Annotated in this window: 17 protein-coding genes; 7 read left to right on the top strand and 10 right to left on the bottom strand. The window is 68.4% G+C overall.

What is annotated here, in order from left to right; translation table 11 throughout:
- Nucleotides 1-60 precede the first annotated feature (60 nt).
- Together ACIHFD_RS41650 and ACIHFD_RS41645 are read left to right on the top strand one after the other, a co-directional pair.
- Nucleotides 61-717 (top strand): response regulator, encoded by a 657-nt coding sequence (locus ACIHFD_RS41650; RefSeq protein ID WP_397371617.1) that lies wholly within the window; start codon nt 61-63, stop codon nt 715-717.
- A gap of 28 nt (nt 718-745) precedes the next feature.
- A complete protein-coding gene (locus tag ACIHFD_RS41645; protein ID WP_397371616.1) occupies nt 746-1,936 on the top strand; it encodes a sensor histidine kinase in 1,191 nt (396 codons plus the stop codon).
- 167 nt (nt 1,937-2,103) lie between these two features.
- On the opposite strand, the gene ACIHFD_RS41640 is transcribed toward ACIHFD_RS41645, so the two are convergent.
- The 4 genes from ACIHFD_RS41640 to ACIHFD_RS41625 form a co-directional block, all read right to left on the bottom strand.
- Entirely contained in the window at nt 2,104-2,295 is a 192-nt protein-coding gene (locus ACIHFD_RS41640; RefSeq protein WP_397371615.1) for a hypothetical protein, read from the bottom strand.
- Nucleotides 2,296-2,583: 288 nt separating this feature from the next.
- A complete protein-coding gene (locus ACIHFD_RS41635) occupies nt 2,584-5,340 on the bottom strand; it encodes a bifunctional YncE family protein/alkaline phosphatase family protein (RefSeq protein ID WP_397371614.1) in 2,757 nt (918 codons plus the stop codon).
- Between the two features lie 6 nt (nt 5,341-5,346).
- Nucleotides 5,347-6,696, bottom strand: a complete 1,350-nt coding sequence (locus tag ACIHFD_RS41630) for an ABC transporter permease (protein WP_397371613.1) — start codon at nt 6,694-6,696, stop codon at nt 5,347-5,349.
- The gene (locus ACIHFD_RS41625; protein WP_397371612.1) at nt 6,693-7,607 is read right to left on the bottom strand and encodes an ABC transporter ATP-binding protein; all 915 of its coding nucleotides are present in this window, start codon (nt 7,605-7,607) and stop codon (nt 6,693-6,695) included. The genes ACIHFD_RS41630 and ACIHFD_RS41625 overlap by 4 nt, the downstream gene beginning before the upstream one ends.
- 436 nt (nt 7,608-8,043) lie before the next feature.
- On the opposite strand from ACIHFD_RS41625, the gene ACIHFD_RS41620 reads away from it, so the two are divergent.
- On the top strand, nt 8,044-8,202 hold the full coding sequence (locus ACIHFD_RS41620) for a hypothetical protein (protein WP_397371611.1): 159 nt from the start codon (nt 8,044-8,046) through the stop codon (nt 8,200-8,202).
- Between the two features lie 135 nt (nt 8,203-8,337).
- Here the strand turns inward: ACIHFD_RS41620 and ACIHFD_RS41615 are convergent, their stop codons facing one another.
- From ACIHFD_RS41615 to ACIHFD_RS41605, 3 genes are all read right to left on the bottom strand, one after another.
- Nucleotides 8,338-9,360 carry an LLM class flavin-dependent oxidoreductase gene (locus ACIHFD_RS41615; protein WP_397371610.1) on the bottom strand — a complete coding sequence of 341 codons (1,023 nt, stop codon included), beginning with the start codon at nt 9,358-9,360 and terminating at the stop codon, nt 8,338-8,340.
- Between the two features lie 136 nt (nt 9,361-9,496).
- The gene (locus tag ACIHFD_RS41610; protein WP_397371609.1) at nt 9,497-10,204 is read right to left on the bottom strand and encodes an integrase core domain-containing protein; all 708 of its coding nucleotides are present in this window, start codon (nt 10,202-10,204) and stop codon (nt 9,497-9,499) included.
- 724 nt (nt 10,205-10,928) lie between these two features.
- Complete coding sequence (locus ACIHFD_RS41605; protein WP_397371608.1) at nt 10,929-11,789, bottom strand: NAD(P)-dependent oxidoreductase; 861 nt, start codon at nt 11,787-11,789, stop codon at nt 10,929-10,931.
- A gap of 93 nt (nt 11,790-11,882) precedes the next feature.
- On the opposite strand from ACIHFD_RS41605, the gene ACIHFD_RS41600 reads away from it, so the two are divergent.
- On the top strand, nt 11,883-12,464 hold the full coding sequence (locus ACIHFD_RS41600) for a TetR/AcrR family transcriptional regulator (RefSeq protein ID WP_397371607.1): 582 nt from the start codon (nt 11,883-11,885) through the stop codon (nt 12,462-12,464).
- 73 nt (nt 12,465-12,537) lie between these two features.
- Here the strand turns inward: ACIHFD_RS41600 and ACIHFD_RS41595 are convergent, their stop codons facing one another.
- Nucleotides 12,538-13,404 carry an NAD(P)-dependent oxidoreductase gene (locus tag ACIHFD_RS41595; RefSeq protein WP_397371606.1) on the bottom strand — a complete coding sequence of 289 codons (867 nt, stop codon included), beginning with the start codon at nt 13,402-13,404 and terminating at the stop codon, nt 12,538-12,540.
- 180 nt (nt 13,405-13,584) lie between these two features.
- Between ACIHFD_RS41595 and ACIHFD_RS41590 the strand changes: the two genes are divergently transcribed.
- The 3 genes from ACIHFD_RS41590 (at nt 13,585) to ACIHFD_RS41580 (ending at nt 15,150) form a co-directional block, all read left to right on the top strand.
- Entirely contained in the window at nt 13,585-13,938 is a 354-nt protein-coding gene (locus ACIHFD_RS41590) for a helix-turn-helix domain-containing protein (protein ID WP_350737682.1), read from the top strand.
- 391 nt (nt 13,939-14,329) lie between these two features.
- Complete coding sequence (locus tag ACIHFD_RS41585) at nt 14,330-14,689, top strand: VOC family protein (protein WP_397371605.1); 360 nt, start codon at nt 14,330-14,332, stop codon at nt 14,687-14,689.
- 137 nt (nt 14,690-14,826) lie between these two features.
- Nucleotides 14,827-15,150 carry a hypothetical protein gene (locus tag ACIHFD_RS41580; protein ID WP_397371604.1) on the top strand — a complete coding sequence of 108 codons (324 nt, stop codon included), beginning with the start codon at nt 14,827-14,829 and terminating at the stop codon, nt 15,148-15,150.
- A gap of 319 nt (nt 15,151-15,469) precedes the next feature.
- Here the strand turns inward: ACIHFD_RS41580 and ACIHFD_RS41575 are convergent, their stop codons facing one another.
- Nucleotides 15,470-15,691, bottom strand: coding sequence for an integrase core domain-containing protein (locus ACIHFD_RS41575; RefSeq protein ID WP_397371685.1), 222 nt, complete (start codon nt 15,689-15,691; stop codon nt 15,470-15,472).
- A 114-nt stretch (nt 15,692-15,805) separates the two neighbouring features.
- A complete protein-coding gene (locus tag ACIHFD_RS41570) occupies nt 15,806-15,970 on the bottom strand; it encodes a hypothetical protein (RefSeq protein WP_397371603.1) in 165 nt (54 codons plus the stop codon).
- Nucleotides 15,971-16,021 lie beyond the last annotated feature (51 nt).

Raw genomic sequence — 16,021 nt, 5'->3', positions numbered from 1 at the left:
CCCGGCCCGGCACGGGCCGGGCATCACGCCGCGCGATGACGCATGGCAGACTGTGCAGGCGTGATCAGGGTTCTACTGGCCGACGATGACCCCATGGTGCGCCGGCATCTGACGGCGATCCTCGGCTCCAGCACGGAGGTCGAGGTGGTCGGCGAGGCGCGGGACGGGGCCGAAGCGGTCGAGGAGGTCCTGCGCAACCGGCCTGACGTGGTGCTCATGGACCTGCGGATGCCGGGGGTGGACGGCATCACCGCGACGAGGGAGATCGCGGCGCTGGCCGCGCCGCCCGCGGTCATCGCGCTCACGATGTTCGACTCTGACGAGCACGTGCTCGGCGCCCTGGAGGCCGGAGCCGGGGGCTTCCTGGTAAAGGCCACCCCGGCCGAAGAGCTCGTCAACCTGGTCAAGGTGGCGGCCGATGGGAACGTCGTGATGTCGCCGAGCGCGGCGCGCAGGCTGATCGCGCAGTCGTCCCGAGGCGACGGGCGGCGCGGCAGCGCGCAGGCGCAGGTGGCCACGCTGGCCGAGCGCGAACGCGAGGTGCTGGCCTGTCTCGGCGAGGGGCTCACCAACCCCGAGATCGCGCAGCGGCTGTTCCTGTCGGAGACGACCGTGCGCAGCTACGTCTCCCGGCTGCTGGCCAAGCTGGATCTCACCCACCGTACGCAGGCCGCCCTGCTCGCCCACCAGGCCGGGCTCCTCGACGAGCCCGGCTGAACCCCGACCGCGTTGTGAGGTGCCCGCCGTGCGCATACCGCGACGGTTCTCACGCCCGGAGCTGATCGTCAGCGACCGGAGGGTGATGCTCGTGGCCGCCTTCGGCGCGGCCGGGCTGCTCGCCGTCCTCCAGATCGTTCTGTACGCGGCCGGGGTGTCCGACCGCGGCGCCGGCTCCTTCGCCGAGCTGACGATGAATCTCCTGCTCGACGCGTCCCTGCCGCTGGTGGTCCGCTTCCCACGGACGGTGGGGGCCTTGGCCTTCACGGTCACGACGGTCCTCGCCGCCGGCGCCGGCCTGGCGCCGGGCGTGATGACGCCGCAGGGCGACCTGTTCGTGACGCCCGTGGCGGCCCCGATCGTGGTGTCGTTCCTGGTCGTTCTGCTGACCTGGCGGCAGGCGTTCGCCTACGCCGCGGTCCTGGCGCTGCCGGCGATCCCGATCTGGTCTCCTTCGTGGGAAACGCTGTACGTGGCGCTGTCGTCCACCGCGCTGCCCGCGCTGGTCGCCCTCTACCTCAAGGTCCGCGGCGAGCTCGTCCGGTCGCTGCGCAAGCGGGCCGAGCTCGCCGACTCCGAGCGCCGCCTGCTCGCCGAGCAGGCCGAGAGCGCCGAACGCCGGCGCCTGGCCGCTGAACTGCACGACATCGTCACCCACCACGTCACCGAGATCGTCCTGCATGCCGACGCGCTCCGCGTCACCACCCGCGACGGCGACGCCCGCGTCGCGGCGGAGCAGATCCGGCAGGTCGGCACCCGCACCCTCACCGAACTGCACGACCTCATCCGCGTGGTGACCACAGGATCCCGGTCCGTGCCCGCCGGACGCCCCGACGACGACACCGGCGGCGACCTCGCCACCCTGGCCGCCGCCGATGACGCGGCCCTGCATGTCGAAGGCGATCCCGGCACGGTGCCCGCGGTCGTCGCCCGCGCCGTCTACCGGGTGGTGCAGGAGTCGCTCACCAACGCCCGCAAGCACGCTCCCGGCGCGCCGGTCACCGTCATCATCGCCTACCCCGGCGATCGGGCCGACGTCGAGGTACGCAACGAGCCTGCCCAGCGCGGCACCGACCCCGCGCTGATCGGCGCCGGCTCCGGGATGGGGCTGACAGGCCTCGACCGCCGGGTGACCCTGCTCGGCGGCACCTTCAGCGCGGGAGACGACGGCAAGGGAGGCTTCACGGTCACCGCGAGCATCCCCGCCTCTGCCATGTAGAACGTCTCCACGGTCGATGCCGGCCTTCCCTCGCGGGACCCGGCGGTTCTGCTGTCCGGGGAACCCGGTATCGGCCGCACGTACCAGGACTCGGCAGGCCGCTGACCCGGCACGTGCTCCATGCGGCAAAGGCCTGCGCCGCCTGCCGCCGTCGCCCGGCTACCGCGTCAGGTGCCCACCATGAGGGCGTACACGCTGTACGCGCGCCCGCAGTAGTAGCCGCTCGGAGCGGTCTTGAGATCAATCTGGCAGGCCCTCATGCCCGCGGTGGTCAGCGGGTACGTCTTGATGATCCTCGGTGTCGCGCTGGCCTGCCCCGCCAGCAGCGTCAAGCCCGCGCAGGCCGTCAGAACGACCATCGCCAGCCCTCGGACCATACGCCTGCTACCTGATGTCACGTTTCCTCCACCATCGTTTCCGATCATGCGACCAGCTTCGTGCCGGTCCCGGTCTCGCCGCGACGCGTGCATGTTGCGAGCCCGCGATCGGTTGTTGCACATCGGCGTGACCAAAGTTCCGCATGTCCCCGACGTGACGCCTCCGTGGAGCCGCCGCCGGGAAGGCGACGTTAGGGCCGTTCGGGTACGGCAACATACGACTCCGTACCCGCCGCTGCGGGTGGCAAGGCTGTCGCCGTTCGGCGTAGGTCAACCGTCGCGTTCGGGTGATGGCAGGAAGCCGCCTGGTACCTCGACCGGGGTGAGGATTCTGGTCTCGCCGGGGTAGGGGGTGTCCCAGTTATGTGCCTGGTACCAGGTGAAGTGGTCCATGAGCGCGGGGCTGGCGTAGTCGGGGATCGCCTTCGGCCCGGTGAAGTGCTGGTCCTTCTGCCAGGCAGTCCACTTATCGATGGCGTCCTGCTTGTCGGAGGACACAGCAGTCGCCGCGGTGGGGGTCCCACTGTCGTTGCCGCAGGCCGGTGGGGTCGCCAGGCCGTCGGTGAGCGGCACCTGGTTGGGCACGACGTTGAACGGGGTGTAGTTGGGCTTCTTGGTGAAAGCCCGGCTCATCGGGGTGGCGGCGCTGTCCTTCTGGTTCATCGGCTGGATCCCGAGGATCTGCTCGATGGTGCGGATCACGGTGATCTGCGTGTAGTAGGTGCTGTCCACCTTGCCGTGCTGCGCCCAGGGGCTGATGATCTGCACGGGTCCGCGAGCGCCGTCGACGTGGTCGACGCCGTTCTGCGTGTCGTCCTCGATCACGAAGATCGCGGACTCCTTCCAGTACGGGCTGTGCGAGATGGTGTCGACGATCCTGCCGGTGGCCAGGTCACTGTCGGCGACCGAGGCCACCGAGTTCGGCGGTCCGCCGGTGTGGTCGCTGGACAGCCACATCATGTTGAGGTTGGCGGGGCCGTTGGTCTGGAAGTCGCGCTTCCAGATCTCGTACCGGTAGACGTCGGGGATGTTCAGGTCGTACTTCGGATACTCGTGCACCGTGACCGCGTTGAGCGACGGGATCGGCGACTGGGTGTCGGTCTTCATCGTGGTGTCCTGGCCGGTGGCCGCCATGTTCTTGGCGTCGCAGTAGAAACCCTGCCACGTCGCGCCCGGAGGCACGGTCTCGAACATGGTGAACTCGCCGAAGTTGCGCACCGTCTTGCCTGCGGCCTGGGCGCCGGTCCACAGGAAGCCGGACCGTTGGTGGCCGAGCGCGTCGTCCTCGGTGTCGTAACTGCGCTGGTACAGCCCGGCGCTGGACTCGGTGTACTCGGGGTTGTCCGCCTGCATGAGCCAGTTGTGGCCCTCGGCGGAGTTGGTGCCGATGGCGTAGGTGTTGTCGTAGAGGCCGAACTGGCGGACCATGGCGTGCTGGTTCGGCGTGACCTTCTCGCCGAACTGCGCCAGCGACGGGTCGCCGTTGCCGCGCGGATCGTCGCCGAACATCTGGTCGTAGGTCCGGTTCTCCTTGACGATCAGCCAGACGTACTTGATCGTCGAGGGGTCGCCCAGGCGCTTGGGGACGGGGACGGGATGCTGCTTGTCCGCCTCGGCCTGCCTGACATCGTGCTTGCCCCAGCCGTTCTGGGCGAAAACCGTGGCCGTGGACCTGGCGATCGCCCGGTCGTCGGGCAGCCTGAAGCGGAGCAGCGTGCCGGTGGAGTCGTGGGTGTTGTGGCCGGTCGCCGGGACGGTGCCCGGCCCCTTGTCGATGGTGCGGGTCGGGCCGCGCTCGCCGATGCCGCGCATGTTGGTGACGATCACCTCGTCGCCGACGGTGGTCACCTCCGCCGGGTAGTAATCCATCGGGAGCAGGCCGACGTACCTGACGGGCTCCTGCGGGCGAGTGTAGCGGTAGACGGCGACCGCGTTGGCCCGGCCGAGAGTGACGAGCAGGTGACCGTCCCTGGTCAGGGTCACCCCGCTGGGGGCGTAGCCGACCTGCGACTGCGGCCACGGCTGGGTGGCGATCGTCTGGACGACCCGGTCGCGGGCGGTGTCGATGACCGAGACCGTGTCGTCGAAGGTGTTGGTGACGAACAGGGCGCCGCGGGCGGCGTGCAGCGCGGTCGGGTGTAGTCCCACGTCGATGGAGGTGACCGCGGCCGCGGGATCGGCGATGTTGATCACGCTGACGGTGCCGGTGGTGGTCGCGCCGGTGACGAGGTTGGCAGGCACCTGGGTGCCGTAGGAGTTCATCGTCGCCTCGCCGGGCTTGGCCGGGCGGCCGCCCTCGTTGCTGACGTACAGCTTGCCGCCGGCCATGGCCAGGCCACGTGGCGCCGTGCCCACTGTCCAGCTCCGCTGGATCGCGCCGGTGGCCGCGTCCATGGCCACGACGCGGTTCTGGCCGTTGACGGCGACGTACACGGTCGTGCCGTCGGTGGAGAAGACCGCCTGTGCGGGCAGCGCCTTCATGGCGCCCTGCGCGGCGATGGTGATGAACGTCGGCTGGCCCAGGGTTCCATCGGCGTTGACAGGGAAGCGGTTGAAGCCGTTGATCTGCGGCAACCACAGGGTCTTACCGTCGGGAGAGTACGCGGGACCTTCCTGGCCGACGTCGTTGCCGGAGATGCGCACCCCGGCGGTCGCGGCGGTGCCCGCCTGCTGCAACACCTTGTACGTCCGCAGGTCGACGATGGTCAGCGCGATCGAGCGGTCGTTGGTGAGGGCGGCGAGGAAGCGGCCGTCCGGACTGATGGTCGAGGCCAGCAGTTTGCCGTTGTCCACGAGCAGGCGGCGGCCGATCGACTTCACGATCTGGTCACTGGCGAGCTGCAGGCCGTCCTTGTACGTGGTTCCGACCAGGTTGGAGTCGAACCCCTCGGTGGAGGCGTAGGCCATGCCGCCGCCGGTGACGGCGATGGCCACGGAGCCCGCGACTGCGACGCGGGCCCGGCGGCTGGAACGCCACGCCAAGAGCCGGCGGTGGCTCTTGGTGATGCGCTGACGTGTGACGTGCATGGTTCATCAGCCCTTCACGGTGCTTGTGAGCAGATCGATGTTCACGTCGAACTGCCACAGGGGGTTGGGAGCGTCCCCGATGGGAGTGCGGACCTGGAAATAGCCGTTGACCTCTTTGGGGCCGTCACCGTCTGCGATGAAGCGGCCGTCCGAGGTGATGTCGAGCTGGTAGATGGCGTTGCCGAGGGCTGTGGCGCCCGGCAGGTGCCAGGACACGACGCACCGCCAGTCGTTGCCCGGGCCTTCGTCCGCGACCCGCGAGCCGCCCTTGTCGCAGGAGGCAGCTGCCTGGAGCTGCGCCTCGGTGACGTCGGGGCGGCCGAGCTCGCGGGTTTGCAGCCGGTAGAGGTGGGCGAAGGCCGTGGCGAGCGAGTCCTGCACCTTGGCCTGCTCAATACCCGAGCCGGTGACCGGGGTCGCCACGACGATCACGCCGTAGGCGAGGACGGTCAGCGCGGTCAGCGGCAGGACCCCGGACAGGATGTTCCTGGCCGACCCGTCGTAGTTCAGGTCGGTGAAGTCCCGGCGCAGGAACAGCCGGTACGCCAGGGCGGTGGCGACAACCGCCCAGGCCAGGCTCACCGCCAGGCCGATGAGGAGGGGGCCGGTCTGCACAGGGGCGGTGAAGAGTCCGCGCCAGGCCAGGAAGCCCTCGCTCGGCAGCGCCAGCCGTACCGCCGCGGGCAGCGGGAGCAACTGCGCGAGCTGGAGCACCAGGGCAAGCAGCGCGGGCATCAGCAGGCCCATGGGAGAGCGGCCGAGGACGATCGAGCCGAGGAGACCGACCGCGGCGAACGCGAGCGTGGGCGCCAGCGCGCAGGCCCAGGCGAGCAGGACCGTGCTTGCCGCGTCCCCCGGGGCGATGATGCGGCCGTCCAGGCCGACGAGCTGCCCGTTGCCGACGGCGGCCAGACCGCCCGCGATGCCGGAGGCGGTCAGCCCGATCACCAGGAGCAGGATGACGGTGAGGCTGGCCAGGCTCTTGGCCACGAAGATGCGGCGCGGGGACCGTACGGCCACCAGCAGGTGGCGCCAGGTGCCGAGCCGGTCCTCCACGGCGAACACGTCGCCGGCGACCAGCGAGGTCAGCAGCGGGAGCGCCCACGTGCAGGCGAAGTCCAGGACGACCAGTGATCCCGCCCAGCCGGTGGCGTTCATCCAGCGGCCGAAGACCGTGTCGGTGGGGAGTGAGCTCTGCAGGCTCACCACGGCCACGAACGCCGCGGGGCCGAGCCAGCAGACCAGGAGCAGCAGCCGGATCCGCCATTGGGAGAGCAGCTTGACCAGCTCGAACCGGTAACCGTTCCGTAAGGGAGCGGGGCTGGCGGCCCGGGGTTCTGCGACGGTCGCTGTCATGAAGGGTCCGTTTCCGTGAGTCTCAGGAAGGCGGCCTCGAGCGGTGGCACCACCGGTCCCAGCTCCCTGAGCGCGACCCCGGCCGTCACCAGGCGGGCGATCAACTCGTCCAGGGCGGGCGTCGATCCGTGCACGACGACGTCGGTGTTCTGGCCCGGCACGAGGCGGAGCCCGGGCGTCTGCGCCGCGTGCTCCCTGGCGGCATCGGGGTCGGTGGTGACCAGCCGATAGTCCAGGTCGCCGCTCTCCGCGGCCAACTTGCTTACCGGACCGGAGAACACGGCCCGCCCGGTGGCGAGGATGGTCACCTCCGAACACAGCGCGGCCAGGTCGTCCATCCGATGGCTGGACAGGACCACTGCGGTTCCGTCGGCGGCCAGCGCGCTGATGACCCGGTGAACGTGCCGCTTGCCGGCGGGATCGAGGCCGTTGGCCGGTTCGTCCAGAACGAGCAGCCGCGGCCGGGTGAGCAGCGCGGCGGCCAGCCCCAGCCGCTGACGCATGCCCAGCGAGAAGCCACGGACCCGGTCGTCGGCGACGTCGGTGAGCCCGACCTGCTCCAGTGCCTCACTCGCGTCGACGGTGCTCTCCCGCAGCGAGGCCAGCGCCGTCAGGTTCTGGCGGGCCGTGAGCGAGGGATACAGCCCAGGCCCGTCGACGAAACCCGCAACGCCATCGGGTACGGCCAGCGTCCGCCCCACCGGCGCACCGAGGATCTCCAGTCTGCCGCCGTCGGCGACCGTCAGGCCGAGCAGCAGGCCAAGGAGCGTGGTCTTCCCCGCGCCGTTGGGCCCGACGAGGCCGTGGACCTGCCCACCCATCACGAAGAGGTCGACATGGTCAAGGGCCAGCACTTCGCCGAAGGTCTTGATGATCCCGCGTGCCCGGACCGCGGGGGGAATCGCCGCCATGTCGGTCCCCTTTGCTTGATTCCCCAACCCGGGCAATCTAAAGATCGTGATTTACCCGGAGCTGACGAACAGCCAAACTCTGCGTAAACCGCTGGATCAGTCCTTATTTCAGGACTTTGGCGGCTAGGGACTGACTAGGTGGGGGAAGGCGGTCTCCTCACTGTGGAGGCCGTAGGGCATACAGATGGCGCCGTCCCGGCGAGCGCCGGGCTTGCGGTAATGCGCGGTGAGCCCCGCCATGAGTGCGGGTCGTGGTTGCGGCCATGGTCAACCTCTGGTGTGGAGGTCTTTGAGGCCATGGACGGCGGCGGCCGCACATGCCTGCATCCGGGGACTTCCCATTACATCCCTGATCCAGATCTTTGCGCCGTCCGGACTCGCTGCCGGCCACTCTGGACGACATCGAGCACGCCGTGGGCGCCGGTGACCTGGCGGGGTGCTCGGCTGTGCCAACGGGCTGCGGCTGCAGGTGTGGCGGTGCGCCGTACGCCGCGACGACTTTGCCAGTCTCGCCCGGCTGGCGTCCCTGTGGGTGGCATATGCTCCCCCGCACCTGCCCGCCCAGTTCGTCTCGACCTCGCCGATCCAGTTCTGACCCCAAGGGAGACGCCCCGGCCGCGGTGCCAGTCGGACATGCCTTCTAGGAAAGCGTCCTCCTCGGTGACGTAACGTAAGGCCCAGCTGGTGTCGCACGGAAGGTTGTCCGCCGTCAGCGTCAAATGGCTGAAGGTCAACGCCAGCCGATCGCGGGGGCGACGTGGGTCAGGACCGATTCGAGGAGATGGGCGTTGTAGTCCACGCCGAGCTGGCTGGGCACCGTCAGCAGCAGCGTGTCCGCCGCGGCGATCGCCTCGTCGGCGGCCAGTTCCTTGACGAGGACGTCGGGCTCGGCGGCGTACGTGCGGCCGAAGATGGCCCTGGTGGTGGCGTCGATGAAGCCGACCTGGTCGGAGCTGCCGCTCTCGTGACCGAAGTAGGCGCGGTCGGTGTCGGTGACGATCGGCATGATCGAGCGGCTCACCGAGACCCGCGGCTCGCCCTCGTGACCGGCCTCCTTCCATGCCTGCCGGTAGGCCTCGATCTGCTCGGCCTGCTGGACGTGGAACGGCTTGCCGTTCTCGTCGTCCTTGAGGGTGGAGCTCATCAGGTGCATGCCCAGCCCGGCGGCCCACTTCGCGGTCGCGTTCGAGCCGGAACCCCACCAGATCCGCTCGCGCAGCCCTTCCGAGTGCGGCTCGACGCGCAGGAGGCCGGGCGGGTTGGGAAACATCGGCCGCGGGTTCGGCTTGGCGAATCCCTCGCCGTCCAGCACCTTGAGGAAGACCTCGGCGTGCCTGCGCGCCATGTCCGCGTCGGTCTCGCCCTCGGCCGGCTCGTAGCCGAAGTAGCGCCAGCCGTCGATCACCTGCTCGGGTGACCCGCGGCTGATGCCGAGCTGCAGCCGGCCTCCCGCGATGAGATCGGCCGCGCCGGCGTCCTCGGCCATATAGAGGGGGTTCTCGTACCGCATGTCAATGACGCCCGTGCCGATCTCGATCCGGCTCGTTCTCGCGCCGACTGCCGCCAGCAGGGGGAACGGGCTCCCGAGTTGCTGGGCGAAGTGGTGGACCCGGAAGTAGGCGCCGTCGGCACCGAGCTCCTCGGCGGCCACGGCCAACTCGATCGACTGCAGCAGGGTGTCGGACGCGCTGCGCGCCTTCGAGTACGGCGAGGACGACCAGTGCCCGAAGCTCAGAAACCCGATCTTTTTCACACGTGCTTCAACCCGCCCTGGCCCAGGGACATTCCGGACGGCCCGCAGCCACCAATCCCTTGGTGGCCACGTGCCCATGGGACTCGCCGCCGATCCTGTACCGCTCGAATATTGGGTTACGTGGCCTGAGCTGCGGTCAAGCGACGTGGTGGTACTCGCTGATCATGCCTGTGACGACGGGTTTTCGGCGGATGAACCGCATGTCGTTGAGTTCAGTCACGTCGTGGGCGGGCTGCGTTGCGGCGTCCGGAGGACGTTGTTGCCGGGACTGGTGCGGCCGGTTTCTGTTGTAGTCGATCAGGTATTCGTGGAGCACGAGGGCCAGGTGGCGTTCGCTGAGGATCAGGATCCGGTCCAGGAATTCGCGGCGCAGGGTGCCGATGACCCGCTCGCAGATGGCGTTCATCCTCGGCGTCCGCGGCAGGGTGGTAATAGCTCGCAGCCCTTCAGTCTTGAAGACCTCCCTGAACGCGGAGGAGAAGAGCGGATCCCGATCGTGGATCAAGAACCGTAGCTCGGCGATGCGCTCTCCCAGGTCTAGCGTCAGGTTGCGGGCCTGCTGCACCGTCCATGCCCCGGTCGGGTGCGCGGTTAGCCCGGCCAGGTGCAGTCTCCGGGTGCCGTGCTCGATGAAGACCAGCACGTATAGCCGCTTGAGCAGTGTCGTGTCGATTACCAGGAAGTCACACGCGATGATCGCGTGGGCTTGAGCGGACAGGAACTGCCGCCGGCTCGGCCCGGCCCGGCGAGGCGCCGGATCGATATCGGCCGCGATCGGGTAACCCAGGCGGGCCAACTCGCCCTGGATCCTCCTGTGCCCCCAGGTCGGGTTCTCCCGCGCCATCCGCACAATCAGTGCCTTGACCGGTCGGCGGGTGCAGGGCCGTCCCGGGCGCCGCAAGCCAGAGCCGGTTCCCGTGACCCCACCGCGGCCGGCCATCGAGTTGACGGCGGAGCACCTGGTTCTCGTGCCAGAGCACCAACAGCTCAGCGTCCTTGGACAGATCAGAGCGGATCAGCAGCGCCACAAGGCCGAACAAGCACCGCACCAACCGGTAGACCAGCGACAACAGCACCTCGCGATGGTGCAGCCGCCGCCCTGATCGCGCAGCAAAATACCAGCTCACAGCACGAAGCCGTGTTTCCGAGCGGGACACCGTCGCTCACTGGATCAAGCAAGATTGCTGGCGCCCGCCCAGCCCGCCGCCGACCACGTTCGCCGCCGCCCCAGGGCATCGCCGACCCAGCCACCTGGCCACGACCGTCACCCGCTCCAGCCAGGCGCGCCACGACAAGGCCGCCCTGTGGTTCTCCCACAAGCGCCGACCCGGCCGCGTCATCCTGTTCCACCGCACGGTCCACCCCGTCGTCATCCGCGAGTGGAGCACCCCGATGGAGACCTTCTCCGGCGCGATCTGGCAAAGCCAACGCACCTCACACAGGTTCACCGACAACGCGACGTGATCGACTCCGACATCGGCCAGGTCAAGATGACGGCCCCGTCCGACGAGCAGGCAAGCGCACATGGAAGCGTCGAGGCCCTCTCCTGGGGCTGGATCGGTGATACATCAGCGCTGCTTCAGCACGCCGATCAAGCTCGTGAGGCTGTTCTGGCCGTGGCCGGCGGTGACGCCTTGGCGAAAGATCTTCAGGACGGCGGCCGGAAGTGAGTCATCAACGCCCGATGCCTGTGTGGTGCGCAGCACGTGTTCCAGGCTCGCCACGCCCATGGAGATTCGGTCGACGTCCCCCTCTTGGTTGCCTGCTGTGATGCGCGGCGCGTAGAACTCCAGGAAATAGCGGAGGTCCATGGTCTTCACCGCGTGCGGCAGGAAATCCTCCGCCGAGATGCCATTGGCCTCCGCCACCGCCTGGCCGTGCAGGTAGCCTGCCAGCGCCGTCCAGAACATGTCGATCCCGATCTGGTAGTACAGCGCCGCCAATCCCTGGTCCTCGCCGAGGTAGTCGATCCCGGTCAGCACCTCAAGGGCGGGCCGGCGCGCCTCGATGGCGTCCTTGGGGCCGCTGTAGTACGTCATCGCGTCCGGCGTGCCGATGCCCGGAGGCGGCACCTGCACGCCCCCGGTGATCTGCACGGCCCCGCGCTCGGCCAGCCACACGGCCGCCTGACGCGCCCTGTCCGGGGTGTCGGAGGTGAGGTTGACCAGGGTACGTCCGACCAGGGCAGTACGCGGGGCTTGGGCCAGGATGGCATCCATCGCGTCATAGTCGGTCAGGCTCAGCACCACCAGCTCGTTGGCGGTGAGCGCCGCCTCGACGGATTCCGCTCTCCTCGCGCCCCGCGCCACCAGGTCGTCTGCCCTGGCAGGAGTACGGTTCCACACGGTCACCTCGTAGCCGCTGTCGAGGTAGGCGCCGGCCATGGCGTGTCCCATGGGGCCCAACCCGATCACCGTCACACACTTCATCCACGCTCTCCTGACCACTAGAACGAACGCTCTATCCAGACGGCACGTTAGCACACGACTAGAACGAACGCTCTATTCAGTACGATGGGAGCCATGCGGACCCAGCACGAGATCGGCACCCGGGAGCGGATCGTCCGGACGACCTCTCGCCTGATGCAGCGGCAGGGGTACGAGGCGACGGGCCTCAAGCAGATCTCCCAGGAGGCCCAGGCCACACTCGGCTCGGTCTACCACTTCTTCCCGGGCGGCAAGCGGCAACTGGCGGTCGAGGCCGTCCGCCACGGGGACGGAGAGTTCGCGGAATTCCTGCGCGCGGCGTTCGACCAGGAGGACGATCCGGCCGCGGCGATCGTCGCCTGCACCCGCGACCTGGCCAACGGGCTGCGCGAGTCCGGCTGGCTGGACGGGTGCCCCGTCACCACCACAGCGCTGGAGAGCGCCGGCCGGGTGCCCGAGATCCAGCAGGCCGCAGAGGACGCCTACGAGAACTGGCGCACGCTGGTCCGCGACAAACTCAGTCGCTCCGGCTTCGCCGACGACGTGGCGCATGACCTCGCCCACAGCGTGATCAACATGCTGGAGGGCGCGGAGCTGTCGGCGCAGGTGTCCCAGAGCGAGGCGCCGCTGGAGATCGCCGGCAGGCACCTCGCACGGCTTATCGACTCCTACCGATGAGTTGAGCCGGTCCGGCCAGTTCGTCAGGTGCGGTCTTGATGGGACGCTTCGTCCGGGCTTAGACCCGTCCGGCTTATGGCTGTCGCGCCGACTTTCTGAGCACCTCGGTGAGGGCCGCGATGCTGTGATCGCCATGGCCTGCCTCAGCTGCCCGCCTCACCAGGTCATGGAGCGGGGCGAGCCAGGCCGTGTCGACGTTCGTCTCCCTGGCCAGGTCCTCGTCGTGGGCCACCCCCGCCAGGAAGAGGTTCACGGAGGAGGCGGTGTCGGTGTAGTCGCCGTCGTCGATCTCCTTGGCGTAGATCGGCAGCAGGGACTTGATCATGTCCAGCCACTTGCCGGCGAAGCGCACCATCGTGTTCACCTCCAGCCCGCGCGCCTGGACCGCGGCGGCGCCCTGGAAGAAGCCGACGAGTGCCGGCAGCAGCATGGCGCCCACCGCCATCTCGTACAGGGCGGCCAGGTCGGCCTCGTCGCCGAGGTGGACGGTGTCGCCGCCCAGCACCTTCAGGGTGGTCTCAAACTCCTCGAAGACCGTCTTGTCGCCGCTGTAGTACAGCAGAGTGTCCGGCGCTCCCACGGCCGAGGGCACGTTCTTGACCGCCCCGGCCAGGAACCGGAACCCATGGTCGATGGCCCAGGCGGTCGTCTCGCGGGCGCCGGCCGGGGAACCGCTGTTGAGGGTGACCAGGGCCCGCCCATGCAGCGACGCGCAGGCGGGCCGCAGTGCCAGCCGGGTGTCATCGAAGGTGGTCAGACAGGTGATGACCAGGGGACTCGCCGCCACCGCGTCCTCGACGGTCTCCGCGTGTCTGGCTCCGATGGTGATGAGGGGCGCGGCTTTGGCGGCGGTCCTGTTCCAGACAGTGGTCGGGTGTCCGGCCTTGACGAAGGCCTCGGCCAGTGCCGAGCCCATCGAGCCCAGTCCGATGACGGTCACCGGTGTCAGGTTCATTGCAGTCATATGCGTACTCCAGCCACAGAGATAGGAAGGCGAGCGCGCTGCCTTGGAGACCGTCGTGGTCTTGGCGCGGGCCTGATTCATGCTGGCTGGAGCACCTGCATTCTCTCAAGTACCTACTTTTTTGCCGGGTACTGACATAAGTGTGAGTATGGGTCGGTGAAGGAGACGAAGAAGCGGACGTTCACCTGCGGTCTCGACGCGGCCATCGCCGTCATGGGAGGCAAGTGGAAAGGACTGATCCTTTTCGCGCTCCAGGATGGTCCCCTGCGCTTCGGGGAGTTGCGGCGCGCGGTGCCCGGCATCAGCGAGCGGGTGCTGATCCTGCAGTTGCGGGAGATGGAGGCCACCGGGCTGCTGCATCGTGAGGTCTATCACCAGGTCCCGCCGAAGGTGGAGTACTCGCTCACCGAGTTCGGTCATTCGCTCAACACCGCGATGGCGCCGCTCGGGGAGTGGGGCGAGGAGCACGTCGAGCGCATCGAGGCCATCCCGTGGGACCAGGTGGGGTGAACCTTGCGCGGATGGATCGGCAGGCCGCATTGCCGCCTGGCTGCACACCTCTGCCGCCCGCCGTCGATACCGCCACGTACCTGGCTTACCGACTCGGCGAGACGATCAGGACTCACCCTTCCTTTGACCACACCACCGCCTGCGGCCGCTCTGGTCGCACGGCCCATTACACCCTCGACGGTGCTTTGACCTGGCCACGACCACCGGCCTTGAGGCATTCTCGCCGACAGGAAGACCTGAACAGCTCCGCTCGAAGTCGTCCAAGCCCAGGTGTCGTGTCGCAGTTCAACACGTGTCCGTTCCGCCAACTTCATCTGGAAGGGACAGTGTCCCCTGACACGGGACTTGAGCGCGTACCGCCGAAGTGTGGGTGATCGCTACTCTGGCCATCATGCACGCGCGACTGAACCAGATCGTGGTGGATTGCCGGGATCCGCAGAGCCTGGTGCGCTTCTGGGCCACCCTCCTCGGCGGTGACCCGGTGGATCGCGCCCGTGGCTGGTCCCATGTCGAAACACCGGGGGGCGTACGGCTGGCGTTCCAGCCGGTTGCCGAGGACAAAGCCGTGAAGAACCGGCTGCACCTGGACATCGAGGTCGACACGATCGAGTCGGCCACCACCCACGCGCTACGGCTGGGCGGCACGCAGATCGGCGAGACCATCACTGACGATCAAGGCTCCTTCCAGGTTATGGCCGACCCGGAAGGCAACGAGTTCTGCTTCGTCTGTAATCGAGCCGCCGCTACGTGATGTGCCTTCCCGGGATCGCTCAGACTTCGGTGGCACGCGCTCAAGGTTTCCTGTCAAAGGACACTCCGCACCGTGAACGGGCGCGACCTACCCTGAGACGACGGCACAGCACGACGTGTCAGAGGGAGGCGACCTGCATGCCGAGCCAGAAGAACGAACTGGCCGAACGCCACTTCGCCAAGCTCGTCAACCAGGTCAAGGCGATGATGTCCGCCTGCCTCAAGTCCGAGTACCGCGGCTTCTACGGCCAGCTCGTACTCCCCCGCGAAGCAGTGACCGAACTGAGTAAGCCGGCCGAGGTCCGACGGGCCGCACGAGTGGCGGGAGGACAGCTCGGCTGGCGGGTCCGGACCTATATCTCCGATGACGGGACCGTCGTCATCATCGACGACCGCGACCCGCCCCAGGAGGTCCAGAAGCCGGCGGCCCGCGTTCCGCCGACGCCGTACCGGCCCTCATAACCCGAGCGCAAGCCGAGGCCCGCCTGCGCCGCACCAGCGCGCCCCCAATCCGCCCACGCGGCCCAGGCGAGGACCTCTGAGCGACCGCACCGCAGGCCAGACCCCATAGCGGCGCACCAGAGCCCGTCACGGGCCGGGCCCGGGTCCATCGCGTTGACGTAACCTTGACCCGAGACTTTCGACCTCATCCCGTTACCGCAGGTCAAGACAGCTTTCCGAGCGCGACGTCATAGATCCCGCCTTCTTTTACCCCACCGGCACACGTGTAGCGCGTCAAAATTCATCGCATTGCACTTGAGCTGGAAGTTCACCGAAGTGGCTACGCGGCTCGGTGGTACTCGTTGATCATCCCGCCGAGCACTTTCCGGCGTTCGATCCGGCCTTCCAACGGTACGACGGTCTGCTCATCGTGATCGGGTGGTCGCTGCGCGCGGGATTGGTGCGGCCGGCGACCGTTGTAGTGAGCTGCATACTCGGTCAGCACCAACCGTAGGTGCCGTTCGTTGTAGATCAGCATGCGGTCGGTGCACTCGGTCCGCACAGTGCGGCCCACCGCTCGGCATAGCAGTTGGCACGCGGCGTCCGCGGCGGCGTCCTCACCACCGTCACGCCCACGCCGGCGAAGACCGCCGGCCTGCCTGGCTGCCGAGTGGTGTCAGGTGCGGGCGGGCAAGGTGATCAGGCGAGCCTGCCGGGCGTCTGGAGCGGTGCCGATAAGGGCGGCGGTGGATTCGGCGGCGGCGCGGGCAACCTCGGGGTAGGCACTGGCGTAGGTGTCACGGGCGAAGATGGAGGAGACATGCCCGAGGGTCTCTTGCACGATCTTCAGATCGACCCGGCCGCCAGCATCAGCGAGGCGGCTCCGTGTCGG

The organism is Nonomuraea sp. NPDC051941, assembly GCF_044593615.1.
The sequence above is the reverse complement of the archived record's forward strand: the minus strand, read 5'-3'. Positions and strand labels throughout refer to the sequence as shown.